This window comes from Alkalibacterium sp. 20, assembly GCF_001885615.1.
Lineage (GTDB): Bacteria > Bacillota > Bacilli > Lactobacillales > Carnobacteriaceae_A > Alkalibacterium.
On record NZ_LSRN01000045.1, the window covers coordinates 67,935 to 81,169 of the forward strand.

At 39.5% G+C, this 13,235-nt stretch carries 11 protein-coding genes and 1 other RNA gene; all 12 read right to left on the reverse strand.

Annotated elements, in window-relative coordinates; translation table 11 throughout:
- Nucleotides 1–121: 121 nt before the first annotated feature.
- A complete protein-coding gene (locus AX762_RS08335; RefSeq protein WP_071848683.1) occupies nucleotides 122–403 on the reverse strand; it encodes a hypothetical protein in 282 nt (93 codons plus the stop codon).
- A 147-nt stretch (nucleotides 404–550) separates the two neighbouring features.
- Nucleotides 551–924: a transfer-messenger RNA gene (ssrA, locus tag AX762_RS08340) on the reverse strand.
- Between the two features lie 271 nt (nucleotides 925–1,195).
- On the reverse strand, nucleotides 1,196–2,134 hold the full coding sequence (locus AX762_RS08345) for a 2-dehydropantoate 2-reductase (RefSeq protein WP_071848684.1): 939 nt from the start codon (nucleotides 2,132–2,134) through the stop codon (nucleotides 1,196–1,198).
- A 21-nt stretch (nucleotides 2,135–2,155) separates the two neighbouring features.
- Complete coding sequence (locus AX762_RS08350) at nucleotides 2,156–3,202, reverse strand: PTS sugar transporter subunit IIC (protein WP_177244075.1); 1,047 nt, start codon at nucleotides 3,200–3,202, stop codon at nucleotides 2,156–2,158.
- Nucleotides 3,203–3,461: 259 nt separating this feature from the next.
- The gene (locus AX762_RS08355; protein ID WP_071848686.1) at nucleotides 3,462–4,142 is read right to left on the reverse strand and encodes a histidine phosphatase family protein; all 681 of its coding nucleotides are present in this window, start codon (nucleotides 4,140–4,142) and stop codon (nucleotides 3,462–3,464) included.
- 511 nt (nucleotides 4,143–4,653) lie between these two features.
- A complete protein-coding gene (gene smpB, locus AX762_RS08360) occupies nucleotides 4,654–5,118 on the reverse strand; it encodes an SsrA-binding protein SmpB (protein ID WP_071848687.1) in 465 nt (154 codons plus the stop codon).
- A gap of 14 nt (nucleotides 5,119–5,132) precedes the next feature.
- Nucleotides 5,133–7,457 (reverse strand): ribonuclease R, encoded by a 2,325-nt coding sequence (rnr, locus tag AX762_RS08365; protein ID WP_071848688.1) that lies wholly within the window; start codon nucleotides 7,455–7,457, stop codon nucleotides 5,133–5,135.
- Nucleotides 7,454–8,206, reverse strand: a complete 753-nt coding sequence (locus AX762_RS08370; protein ID WP_177244076.1) for a carboxylesterase — start codon at nucleotides 8,204–8,206, stop codon at nucleotides 7,454–7,456. The genes rnr and AX762_RS08370 overlap by 4 nt, the downstream gene beginning before the upstream one ends.
- Nucleotides 8,207–8,381: 175 nt before the next feature.
- Nucleotides 8,382–8,612 carry a preprotein translocase subunit SecG gene (gene secG, locus AX762_RS08375; RefSeq protein WP_071848689.1) on the reverse strand — a complete coding sequence of 77 codons (231 nt, stop codon included), beginning with the start codon at nucleotides 8,610–8,612 and terminating at the stop codon, nucleotides 8,382–8,384.
- 767 nt (nucleotides 8,613–9,379) lie between these two features.
- Nucleotides 9,380–10,681: a phosphopyruvate hydratase gene (gene eno / locus AX762_RS08380; protein WP_071848690.1), complete on the reverse strand. Its 1,302-nt coding sequence runs from the start codon at nucleotides 10,679–10,681 to the stop codon at nucleotides 9,380–9,382.
- 111 nt (nucleotides 10,682–10,792) lie between these two features.
- Nucleotides 10,793–12,325: a 2,3-bisphosphoglycerate-independent phosphoglycerate mutase gene (gpmI, locus tag AX762_RS08385; RefSeq protein WP_071848691.1), complete on the reverse strand. Its 1,533-nt coding sequence runs from the start codon at nucleotides 12,323–12,325 to the stop codon at nucleotides 10,793–10,795.
- Nucleotides 12,326–13,081, reverse strand: a complete 756-nt coding sequence (tpiA, locus tag AX762_RS08390; protein ID WP_071848692.1) for a triose-phosphate isomerase — start codon at nucleotides 13,079–13,081, stop codon at nucleotides 12,326–12,328.
- Nucleotides 13,082–13,235 lie beyond the last annotated feature (154 nt).

A 13,235-nucleotide genomic window follows, 5' to 3' on the forward strand; every position in this document is an offset into this window, starting at 1 on the left:
TTTTCCTTCGCACTATGTTTTTGTTCTGAATCAACTTAAATTCTAATGTTCTTCCAGTAATTACACTGTACATAATTCGTGTCGTATAGACGATTCAAACTAGCTTTTAATGACTTTAGTCTTATATTTTTTGTTGAGTTTGCAGCTCCATGATAGAGAGCCAATCATAAATAGTATTTGCATTTAATTCCGATAGTTCATATATTCTCTGTCCCTTGCAATAATTAATATAATGCTTATACCATTTCATATAATTCCTTACTGTTCTTGGTCTAAGGTTCTCTAATTTAAGTCTAGTCTCCAAAAAATCTAAATAATTCTCTAACTCGTTATGTTTACCGCTAATATGTCCAAACTCAATAGATTCCTCTTGACCTTTTAAATCAACTGTATAAAGCCCCATACATCTTCTCTCCTTTACTTTTTCTTATCACACTCCGTATTCCTTTTTAGTCTAGTCCGTCTCCCAAATAGCATAATATAGCCTCTAAAGACAACAAAAAAGGCTAGAAACACTGAATAATCAGCACTTCTAACCTTTTATAAAAATCAATGGAGTTGAGGGGAGTCGAACCCCTGTCCAAGCACATCGACACTCAAGCGTCTACGTTCATAGCTTTACTATTTAAAGTTTCGCTCAACACTAGCCGTAAAACAGGCATCATGCGCTGCTAGTCTGATAATCTCTTCTCAGTCTTCCAGACGGAAAGACTGATCGTATCCCACATATTATAGGACCCGATACCGAGTACATGGGTGATACCGGTCGGATCACGCTATAAGAAGCTGTTGTTACGCAGCTAAAGCGTATGTGTTGCTATTATTGTTTGCAGTTATATTTAACTGTGACGTTGATACGCAGTCTCGTCACCTGCGGAACGCAACCCAAGCTCAATCTATGCCTGTCGAATCCGTAACAACCCCGACATAATAAAATGAGTCTCATTTGACTATATAGATATTATAGCACATATTTGTGGAAAATAAAAGTCTACTTCACTTTCGTTTTGTAAGTATCCATCGCAAAAAACAACTGCCCTAAAGCTTTTTTCACCATATAAGTAATGTCCGACAATCAATTCGATGAACAAACTTTAATCAGTAAAAGTTTAACTAATGTACAAAAAGACACACCTATTTAATTGAAATAGGTGTGTCTTTTATCGTATTTTTAACTCTTAACTAAATATTTTTATTATTTTGTTGCTCTTTTAATACCTAAAATATCTTCTTTGGCATGGATCAGGTCCGTAATGTTTTGACAATAAGGTGCTTCAAGATTAAGTCTTTTTGAAGCTTCAGCTACTGAACCATTTAAAAAGTCTATTTCAGTTGGTCTCTTATTTGCCAAGTCCTGATGCATAGATGGATAATGAGCCCCTACTTTTTCAGCTAATGCTTTAAGATAGGTAATTGTTTCTTCAACGTCAAGGTTGATATCATCCTGACGTTTGGCTAATGTAGCAAATTCTGTTACGATTCCTGATAACATTGAATCAATTGTTGAAGTCGCGAATACTTCTTCGATATTCGAATCTAGCAATGCGCACAAGGCATTCATTGTGCCGTTGACACACGCTTTACGCCAAGTTGTATAGTTGACGTTGTCACTATACACTCCGTATAAACCGCTTTTTTTCAGAATATCGACTATTTGTAATGCTCCATCTTTTTCCTCAGGAACACTATTTTGTAGTTCAACCGGTCCTTGTCCATCAAAGTGTGTAATTCCGGGAGCATCGATACCAGCCGTCCATACTGTCGTACCCATGATAATATTCTTTTTATCTACAAATGCTTCCAGTGTTTGTAAATGACCTAAGCCGTTTAACAAACAAATGATTTTAGTATCTTTACCTATGATGTGCTCAATACTTTTCATCATTGATTTTAATCCCATTGATTTTGTGAAAACAAAAATGGCATCCATTTCTTCATTAAATTCATTAGGTTTACAAATCTTCATTGCTTGATTATCTTCAACGCCATTAACCGTAATGGTTAACCCGTTTTCAGAGATTACTTGGATATGTTGTTCCCAATTATCTAGTAATGTCACGTCTTCGCCACTTTTTTGTAAATGATAACCAAATCCGCACCCTAATGCTCCTGATCCTGCAATTGCTATTTTCATAAATCTTATCCCCTTTTGTGTTTAATTTGTTGCTGGTAAAAATTCAAAAATCTCATGTTCGTAAATTTTCAGTACTTTGTTGAATAATAAATCTACTAATACTGCTCCACCAAATGGAATGACAAAGTATGCCATGATTACCATCCAAAGTGCTGATCCCATATTGATTGCTTGAATCGGACCAACCAAGCCGACGATTCCAAATCCTGCTGTTTGTGGTAAACCATGAATACTGAACAGATACGCACCGGTACCAGATAGAATAGCATTGACAATAATTGGCACTACGATTCTCGGATGTCTGACAAGGTTCGGCATCATCATTTTCATTGCTCCTAAAAGAATGGCCAACGTTGTTCCTTTTTGATTCACTCTTCTAGAGCCGACTACCAATACTGCTGTACAAGCTGTCACTCCAATAGCAGCAGCTCCTGCGCCCAATCCTGATATCCCGATTGCTATGCCGATTGCTACTGTAGAAATCGGTGAAATAATAAGGATAGAGAAGGCAACAGCGATGAGTATGGCCATCAACAATGGTTGTAGCAGCGTGAAGGTATTAATGATATTTCCGATTGTTGTAGTTACTAGACTGACATACGGTAAAGTAAGTACACCAACTGTCCCTACACCAGCACCAACAATAATAGGAAGTAAAATCAAAGTTAGAGATCCTAATTTTCCTTCTAAAAAGCGAGTGACGAAGACGGCTAATCCAGCTATAAGCATAACGTTGACTAGGTCACCAATGCCTACTAGTGTAATACCCGCTTCTGTAACAGCGTATGCACCTGAACCTAGAAATGTAGCAGCACCAATAATGACACTCTGCATAGGATTCAGCTTGAATTGCATCCCAACCAATACCCCGATTAAAGCAGGTGTTAAGAACTGCATGGTGGAAACAACCATTGCTAAAGTTACAAAGATTGAAGCATAAGGAATTAAAGCTTTAAAAATTCCTCCTAAGATGGCATTAGCAATTAAACCAATGACGATCCCGCTAGCGGTACCCGCAAGTACCTTATTTGAATAATCTTTAAAAGTATATTGTTCATTATCTATCATGTTTTTTCTCCTTATTTAAAGCTTGATAGCTCATTTTTTTATTTTGCAAGCTCATTATATCACATAGCAAAAAATGTTTTCAGAAAATCTCATGAAAATACACTAACAATATTTTAATGTTTTTATAATCATTATCATCAATTTAGTAGTATCTATTTTTTATTTTATAAGTATATAATAAAACTCTCACATCACAGCTTTTCTCTCTAAGACAAGAAAAAGCTTACCGCAATGTAAGAGTTTAACCTTTTCAGTCTAATTATTCAGCATCTTTAAAATGTGACACGTCATTATAACGTTCAAGATGAAATGAGCCGTCTTGATATTTAGCAACAGAGACGCTGACATTAAGTAATGCCTTAGTATCATCCAAATCAGGAACAAAATTTTGTAAAATATAGCGAATCGTTCCGCCATGAGCAACGAGTAATATTTTCTCGCCTGTATCACGGTGGCGATCGATTAACTTAAGCAAGCCCTTTTCAACGCGTGACCAGAACATCATGAAATCTTCCGCATGTCCTTCAGGATCAACGGCGCGAAAGGCATCCATTCGTTCTGGAACATCTGTATTTTTAAACATTTCCTGCTTCGTTTCGTAGCCTAAATATTCCCTGACTTTGTCGTAAGCTTCAGAACCAAACATGCCCTCCATGGAACCAAAGAAAACTTCTCTAAATTCTGGCATTTGAATCATATTAAGAGTTTCTAATTGACCGTTTTCTTCCAATATGATTCTGGCTGTCTCTTGAGTACGTGATAAATCGCTCGTATAGACTGCATTGAACTTTGTATCAGCCAGTCCACGTCCGCAACGTCGTACATCGTCTTTCCCATTTTCTGTTAGTGGTGTATTACTCCACCCTTGCATTCTGCCGTAAGAATTAAAATATGTTTCTCCATGACGGACAAAATAAATAGTGACACCCTTTTCAGACATTTAATTCCTCTCCTTCATTCATCTTCTTCTTCTTTCATTCTAACAAAGTCCTGGATATTTAGCGATTAATTAGTTAATTTTTAAAAAGCTTTTGGTCTATTATAAACAGCATTATATTTTTTGTTCAAATTTAAAAGAATACCTTTGGTTATAGTCGGAAATGCAGTTCGATTGAAAACATTCGGTCGTTTGTATCGAGAGGTCTCGCTCTACTTACCGAAGGTGTACCTCATTCGACACTTTGAGAATGTTTGTGTACTCTAAACAACCGAACGAGGGCGTCTTCGGCGATTACAGACACCTTGTTTCAGGCTACTTACCGAATGAACAGGATATTCGGTAAGTAGCCTGAAACTCACTCACTCAAAGTGACGAACTAGGCTGACTTCGACATCTAGAGAACAAAATCCATTCTGTACTTACCGAATCACACTCAAATATTACCGGTTTTCTTATTAAACCAAAGTTTTCCATCAACAAAAAAGGCTGGGACAATAGTCCCAACCTTTTCCTATTGATAGTTGTCTTTGACAGCTCGTCTTAGATCACGGTCCTGATCGCGACGTTTCAATGATTCACGTTTATCGTATTGTTTCTTCCCTTTAGCTAAACCAATGAGAACTTTAGCAAAGCCATTTTTGATATACACTTTCAAAGGAATCAACGTCACGCCACCTTGTTTCACTTCGACGGCAAGTTTGTCGATCTGCTTTTTCTTCATAAGCAGTTTGCGAACGCGTACTGGGTCATGATTGAACTGATTACCTTGTTCAAACGGAGCGATATGCACATTATATAAAAATATTTCGCCATTATGAATGCTCGCATAGCCGTCTTTCAGGTTGATCCGGCCGGCTCGAATCGATTTGATTTCGGTTCCCTGCAGGACGATGCCCGCTTCAACCGTATCAAGAATAGAATATTCGTACCGTGCTTTCCTATTTTGAGCAATCAGCTTGCCTTCTCCTTTTGGCATATGATTCCTCCCTATTATTTATTGGGTTTTTTCGCTTTACGACTCCCTTTGTCACCTTTATCATCTTTAGATTTCCCTTTTCTAAAGCGTTTTTTCTTGTCACCTTTGTCTTTGTTGCGTGCTCTTCTCGCTATGTTATCTTTGATGCGTTTTTCTTTTGCTTTTTCGTCTTCGACTAAACCAAAGTCGATATCATAAGATTCTTTATCGGCTTTTGTTACGACGATTTCAATTGCTTTTCCGATTCTAAAGATATTACCTGATCGCTGACCGACGAGCAAGAGCTCGCGCTCGTTAAATTCATAATAGTCATCCTTCATGTTGGAAATGTGGACGAGTCCTTCCACAGAGTTTTCCAACTGAACGAACAAGCCAAAGCCTGTAACCGATGTGATTACGCCTTCGAATTTTTCACCAATCTTAGTAGACATATACTCGGCTTTTTTCATTTCATCCGTTTCACGTTCGGCACTTACTGCGCGACGTTCTGTCACTGAGCTACGTTCAGCAATTTCTGGCAAGAGAGCGTTCCAGCGGTCTTTCGCTTTCTGGCCTGTTCCTTCGTCTTCATAATAATGAATGAGTCGATGCAGGATCAAGTCAGGGTAACGTCTGATCGGCGACGTAAAGTGAGAATAATACTCTGCAGCCAAACCATAGTGCCCGATCGGAACAACATCGTATTTCGCTTGTTGCATCGAACGAAGCAGCAGCATGCTGATGACGCCTGCTTCCGGCTTACCGTCTACTTTATCTAGTATATCTTGCAATTTTTTTGGAGTAATTGATTCTTTTAGACCGTTGACTTTAATGCCAAAGCTTGACACAAATTCTATAAAGCGCTGCATTTTTCCTTCATCGGGTTTATCATGTATACGATATAATATAGGTAAATCCTGTTTAGCGAAATGTTCAGATACTGTTTCGTTTGCAGACAGCATGAACGATTCAATGAGTCGTTCACCCACACCTGTTTCTCTGAGTATGATATCCACAGGGAAACCTGTAGGATCAACTTCAATTTTCGCTTCACGCGTATCAAAGTCTATCGATCCACGTGCTTCACGTTTTTTCAATAATATATTGTGCAGTGTTCGCATTTCTCCAAGCATCTCAAGGATTTCGCTGTATTCCTGTTTAAGATCTTGATCATCGTCATCTAAAATCCCGTTGACACCTTTATAGGTCATACGGTATTTGGAATTAATGACACTTGATGAAACGGTATAATCCACTATTTCACCGGCTTTGTCGATTTCCATTTCACAACTTAACGTTAGTCGGTCTACGTTCGGATTAAGCGAACAGATACCATTGGATAAGCGCTGAGGTATCATCGGAATGACACGGTCAGTTAAATACACACTCGTTCCGCGATTCAAGGCTTCGACATCCATTGCGCTGTTTTCCGTGACGTAATGGCTGACATCCGCAATATGGACCCCTAAATAGTAATTGCCATTATCCAGGCGTTTCACTTGTATCGCATCGTCTAAATCCTTCGCATCCGCACCATCGATGGTAATGATCATTTCGTCGCGCAAATCGGTACGTCCTTTGATATCTTCTTCATCTATCATATCCGGAACATTTTCTGCTTCATCTAAGACTTCTTCCGGAAATTCGCTTGGAATATCATATTTATGAACCACGGTCAAGATTTCAATACCCGGTTCATCTTTGTGTCCAAGTGTTTTCGATACAATACCGCTTAAATGATTCATTTCGCCATTGTGTGCAAAGTCCGTTATTTCTACTTGAACGATACTTCCTTCGACAGGACGGATCCCTTCAGTTTCAATTTGGACCATCAAATCAGGCATTTTCTGATTTTTAGGCTTCACGTAACCATAGAGGTTCTTCTCTTTTACTTCTTCATCATTATAAGCATGAAATTCTCCAAAGATGTGCTCTGTGCCACGTTCAATGACTTCGATGATTCTACCTGCGGGGCCTTTATCTTTTTGCGGTAACGCTTCTTGAGTCACTACAACTTTAACGGTATCTCCATTCAAAGCTGATAGGGTATCGTTAGGCGGAATAAAGATATCCTGCTCAAATTCTTCAAGCGTTACAAAGCCAAACCCACGGTCAGTACCGCTAAACCGGCCAGTCATAGACGCTGCGGCTGCTTTTAATCTGAACTGTCCATTTTGCAGAAGGACAACCTTATCTTCTCTTTCCAATTCAGCAATAGCTTTGACTACCTTTCTAAAGTCATCCGCTCCAGAAAGATTCAAACCTTCACTGATCTTGCTAACTTCCATCGCTTTTTGATCTTGTTCTTTCATGTATTCAAGTATGTCTTTTTTTAAACTGCTTTCTTTTTCATTACTCATTTTATTCCTCCATTCCAGTCAAGTGAGGATAAGAATGTCAAGACATGCGTCTGTAATTCTTTCCCTACACTTCCTGTTGTTATAACGTGTTGTCCTTCTTCATACAATTGCGTTGACACTTCGGCCTGACTCAGTGCTTCTCTAAACAGCCGCGCTGTGTCTGGTTTGATGAGTTCATCTTTTCCACCTTGCGCAATAAATATTTTCTTACTGAGTGACGCGTACTCTGTTTCCATAGCAGCGACATGTTCAGTTAAATCTGCAAACATTTCTTTTAATTGCACTTCCGCTTTAGTCATTAAACCGGCGAGTTCCTCTGGGCCATAGCCTTCTTCTCGCTTCACATTCTTATACCATGGCAGGAAACTATCCGGGACATTGGTGTCATATTTCGTGACTACCGGTGCAGAAAATGTTCCGCCGCCGATAATAGACTCTTCACTTAAGAGTAAATGGGTAGCGACGACACCACCTAAAGAGAGTCCAAAGACAGCAATTTCTTCGTATCCTTTGCTTTTAAGAAACGTTACCGCTTCTTCGCCATCTTTCATCCAGTCATCGATCTTGTAGTCCAATAAGTCGTCCAAGTCTCCAGTGCCGTGTCCAGAAAAGACTGGGGCGTAAACGGTGTAATCAGCTCGCTCTAATGCTCGTCCCAAACCTAAAACGTCTTTTGGCGTGCTTGTAAAAGCATGGAACAAGATGACTGCGCGTTTCCCGCTTTCATAAAACAATGATTGATTGTCCACTAAAAAATCCTCCTTCAGCCTCTCCTCCATTTTACCCTAAATTGTGACATTTTTATACCGAAACAGCATTCGCATATTATCTCGAAACAAAAAAGCACTCTTGAATTCTTCACTACAAAAGCTTTCGCTCGTGTAAGTTAAAGATCAACAAGAGTACTACCTAGTCATTTATAGTTTAAAATAATTGGCTTAAGGTTAAAGTCAAAACGAAAAAGAGTATCAAACTCACAATGGTCGTTTTAATGAGCACCGCTTCAAACCCACGTGCTTTTTGTTTTCCGAATAATTGGCTTGCACCGCCCATAAACGCATTAGATGCACTTTGTGTCTTTGTCGGCTGCATAGCGATGACAATGATAATGAATACAGATAATCCAAGCATAATAGCAAGTAAAATATCATACATAAAACGTAACCTCCTTCTACAGTTCTCCTACGGTATAATATAGCACAAGTGCGAGATTATTTCCAGTTTTATTCGAGAACTATTTTCAAAATTTCTTAAAAAAAAGAGATTTATGCGATTCAATCTTTAAATAGAAATGATTTAAGTCGTAAGTGAAATTCATATTGAGAATTGGTGATTACTGAGTAATAGTTTTTTACTGAGTGATACCTTGGGTGATATTTAGTGACCACTGAATGAGTCTAGCTTTCAGAGTTGGACTTTATTAGGCTGATAGCGTCCACTCAGAAGTCAAAAAATGCTGGCTGGTCACTTAGCCCCTTGTAGTGACCAGCCGACAGGTCAGTGTTTAGCGAGCGGTCACTACAAGGGTGCTGTACTTCCCACTCCAGATCCTCTGTTATATGAGTGGTCACTACCGAGGTCTAAAAACGCTAGCTCGCGTAACATTTAGGCATGAGTAGTCACTAGTTGACACCAATACTGCCAGCTCAAATACTTTCTTTAACCAAGTGACCACTAAAAAATGCCCTACTGACTACCCGACATTAACAAGCACCGAGTCGGCACTAATAAGACCTTTGTTAACCCATATGACGTACCAAAAAAGATTTCTATAATAACTACACTTGATTTCAGAAAGGCTTGCCTCTTTTTATCACTCAAGAAAGTAGAAACTGACCCATGTGGGTCAGTTTCATCATTTCAAAAAAAAAAAGCTCTCATGCCATATGCATCTGGCATGAGAGCTCCTATTCAATTAAGAATTATTTGTTAGCTAAGTTATAGAAAGCTTGCATGCCTTCGTAAACTGCTGCGTCACCTAATTGGTGTTCGATTCTTAGTAATTGGTTGTATTTAGCAATACGGTCTGTACGGCTTAATGAACCAGTTTTGATTTGTCCAGCATTTGTTGCAACAGCGATATCAGAGATTGTTGAATCTTCTGTTTCACCAGAACGGTGAGATACGACTGCTGTATATCCAGCTTTTTTAGCCATTTCGATAGCATTGAATGTTTCTGTCATTGTACCGATTTGGTTAACTTTGATCAAGATTGAGTTACATACACCGTTTTTAATACCACGGTCTAAGATTTCAGTATTGGTAACGAATAGATCGTCCCCTACTAATTGAACTCTGTCGCCTAAACGTTCAGTTAATAGTTTGAAACCGTCCCAGTCGTTTTCATCCATGCCGTCTTCAATAGAGATGATTGGGTATTTATTTACTAATTCTTCAAGGTAATCAACTTGTTGTGCAGCAGTACGTTTTGCGCCATTTTCGCCTTCGAATTTAGCATAGTTATAAATGCCGTCTTCGTAGAATTCTGCAGCGGCACAGTCAAATCCTAGATAGACATCTTTACCAGGTTCTAGACCAGCTTTTTTAATAGCTTCAAGAATTGTTTCTACGCCGTCTTCTGTTCCGTTGAAACGAGGAGCAAATCCACCTTCGTCACCAACTGAAGTTTCCAGTCCGCGTTCTTTCAAGATACCTTTCAATGAGTGGAAGATTTCAGCACCCCAACGTAGAGCTTCTTTGAATGTTGGTGCTCCAACTGGTAAAATCATGAACTCTTGGAATGCAATAGGTGCATCTGAATGTGATCCGCCATTGACGATGTTCATCATTGGTGTTGGTAATACTTTAGTGTTTGTTCCACCCAAATATCTGTAAAGTGGTAAGTCAAGATAATCTGCGGCAGCGCGTGCAACAGCGATAGACACGCCCAGAATTGCGTTCGCACCTAATTTACTTTTGTTTGGTGTACCGTCTAAGTCGATCAACGTTTGGTCGATACCCATTTGGTCACGAACGTCCATACCGATAACAGCGTCAGCGATTGTATCATTAACGTTGTCGACAGCTTTAGTTACACCTTTACCTAGATAACGGTCTTTGTCGCCGTCACGTAGTTCTACTGCTTCGTGTTCACCAGTAGAAGCGCCTGAAGGCACCATACCGCGTCCAAAAGCACCTGATTCTGTGAAAACTTCGACTTCGATTGTTGGATTTCCGCGTGAATCTAAAACTTCGCGTGCAATTACATCTGTAATAAATGGCATTGATAATACTCTCCTTTGGGTTTTCTTATTCCCCGGCATTTTGCCGGGAAACAAGTTGTTTAGTTTATTTTACTTGTTCTTTTTTCAAAGAACAATCTAAAATCAATATGATTAGTCTTTCTGGATCAAGCTTTCGCCTGTCATTTCTTCAGGTTTGTTTACTCCAAGTAAATCTAACATTGTTGGAGCCACATCAGCTAGTTTACCGTCGGTGCGTAAAGTGGCACCTTTTTTCGTTACGATAACAGGCACGGGTACAGTTGTATGTGCTGTGTGTGGTTTGCCTTCCGGCGTCAGTTCAGTATCTGCATTACCGTGATCGGCAAAGATAATCGCTGAACCGCCTTTTTCATGAATCAAGTCAACCAGGCGTCCTAAGTTTTCATCTACTACTTCAATCGCTTTGATGGTAGGTTCCAGCATGCCTGAATGTCCAACCATGTCCGGGTTAGCGTAGTTTAAGATGATAGCATCGTGAACATCATTTTTGATATCTTCAAGCAAGGCATCTGTTACTTCATACGCACTCATTTCCGGTTTCAAGTCATATGTTTCAACTTTTGGTGATGGGATCAGGATACGTTTTTCACCAGGAAATTCGTCATTAGTTCCACCATTCATGAAGAATGTCACGTGTGGGTATTTTTCTGTTTCAGCGATTCGCAATTGCGTCAAATCGTTGTCAGCCAATACTTGACCTAATACATTTTTCAAGAATATAGGTGGGAACATGACTTCAGCGTCCATCTGAGCAGTATACTGAGTGAACGTTATAAATTTCACGTTTGATGGTGTTTCGCCTCTGTCAAATTCGTCAAAATCAGGCTCAGTCAATGCGCGAGATAATTCGATCGCACGGTCAGGTCGGAAGTTGAAGAACAGAACGGCATCGTTATCTTTAACTGTTGCAACGGGTTTGCCGTCTTTTTGAATCACGACAGGTGCAACGAACTCGTCCATTTTTTCATCAGCGTAGCTGTCTTTCATTGCTTGAACAGGATCCGTTGCTTTGACACCTTCACCATGGAAAATAGCGTCATAGGCACGATTCACACGTGGCCAGCGGTTATCTCTGTCCATTGCATAGAAACGACCTGAGATCGTTGCAATTTCTCCAACGCCTAAATCTTTGACAATATCCTGTAATTCTTCGATGAAGCGCACGCCTGAATCCGGTGCAACGTCACGACCATCTGTAAAGGCATGGATATAAACTCTTTCGACGCCTTTATCTTTGGCAGCTTCGACTAAAGCTGTTAAATGACGTTGATGACTGTGAACCCCACCATCTGATACAAGACCAAATAAGTGTAAGGAAGAATCATGTTCATTCACGTGGTTGATTGCGTTATTTAAGGCTTCATTCGTAGCAAATTCGCCATCTTTGATTGCTTTGTCGATACGTGTGATGCTTTGGTATACCACGCGTCCAGCACCAATATTGGTGTGGCCAACTTCGGAGTTACCCATTTGGCCTTCTGGTAACCCAACGGCTAATCCAGAAGCTAACATCGTATTGTGTGGAAACTCGTTCCAGTAACGATCAAAATTTGGTTTGTTTGCTTGTGCTACGGCATTACCGTATTCTTCTTCACGCCATCCAAATCCGTCTAAAATAATGATGGCTACAGGTGCTTTACTCATTTATTCAGCCGCCTCCAATAATTGTAAGAAAGACTCAGCTTCTAAACTTGCTCCTCCAACTAACGCACCATCGACATCTGGTTGCGCCATTAATTCTTTAATGTTAGCTGGTTTAACTGAACCACCATATTGCATACGTACAGCATCAGCCACATCTTGAGAATACAAGCCTGCAATGGTCTGACGTATGATAGCAATTGTGTCATTTGCATCTTTTGAAGTCGCTGTTTTACCTGTTCCGATTGCCCAGATTGGTTCATAAGCGACAACTGTTTCTTTGACTTGATCAGCAGATAAACCTGCTAAAGCAGCTTTCACTTGGTTGGCTACTAATTCATTTGTCTGACCTGCTTCTTTTTGTTCAAGTGTTTCTCCAACACAGATGATTGGTAACATACCATTTTTAAAGATAGCATGTGCTTTTTTATTGACCATTTCATCTGTTTCAAAAAATAATTCACGACGTTCAGAATGTCCGATGATCACGTAAGCTACGCCTAAGTCTGCGAGTGCTTTGGGACTGTTTTCTCCTGTAAAGGCACCTTCGTCTTCATAGAAGCAATTTTGTGCTGCAATTTTTAAATTTGAACCTGCAGTTAAATCGACTAAACTTTGAAGAAAAATATTTGGTGCGCCAATAACAGCATCCACTTTATCAGTTGAAGGAATCTTACCTTCTACTGCCTCAATAAATGAAGCAGCTTCAACAGACGTTTTGTTCATTTTCCAGTTTCCTGCAATAATAGGTTTACGCATTCTTTTATCCCTCTTTCGTTTTTTGTTGCTTTATTTTGTTCATGATCAATTGATTGGGAATCTATCACTATAGGTTTAAGATTCCCGATGCAATTGGATTTTATTCATTTTCTTACTTGGCTTGCTTTTCTTGTTGTCTAGCAATCCAAGTCTG

What these genes read in the sequence shown, in the direction of transcription:
- AX762_RS08335 (WP_071848683.1), bottom strand. Translation starts at nt 403, where the DNA reads ATGGGGCTTTATACAGTTGATTTAAAAGGTCAAGAGGAATCTATTGAG.
- AX762_RS08345 (WP_071848684.1), bottom strand. Translation starts at nt 2,134, where the DNA reads ATGAAAATAGCAATTGCAGGATCAGGAGCATTAGGGTGCGGATTTGGT.
- AX762_RS08350 (WP_177244075.1), bottom strand. Translation starts at nt 3,202, where the DNA reads ATGATAGATAATGAACAATATACTTTTAAAGATTATTCAAATAAGGTA.
- AX762_RS08355 (WP_071848686.1), bottom strand. Translation starts at nt 4,142, where the DNA reads ATGTCTGAAAAGGGTGTCACTATTTATTTTGTCCGTCATGGAGAAACA.
- smpB (WP_071848687.1), bottom strand. Translation starts at nt 5,118, where the DNA reads ATGCCAAAAGGAGAAGGCAAGCTGATTGCTCAAAATAGGAAAGCACGG.
- rnr (WP_071848688.1), bottom strand. Translation starts at nt 7,457, where the DNA reads ATGAGTAATGAAAAAGAAAGCAGTTTAAAAAAAGACATACTTGAATAC.
- secG (WP_071848689.1), bottom strand. Translation starts at nt 8,612, where the DNA reads ATGTATGATATTTTACTTGCTATTATGCTTGGATTATCTGTATTCATT.
- eno (WP_071848690.1), bottom strand. Translation starts at nt 10,681, where the DNA reads ATGCCATTTATTACAGATGTAATTGCACGCGAAGTTTTAGATTCACGC.
- gpmI (WP_071848691.1), bottom strand. Translation starts at nt 12,325, where the DNA reads ATGAGTAAAGCACCTGTAGCCATCATTATTTTAGACGGATTTGGATGG.
- tpiA (WP_071848692.1), bottom strand. Translation starts at nt 13,081, where the DNA reads ATGCGTAAACCTATTATTGCAGGAAACTGGAAAATGAACAAAACGTCT.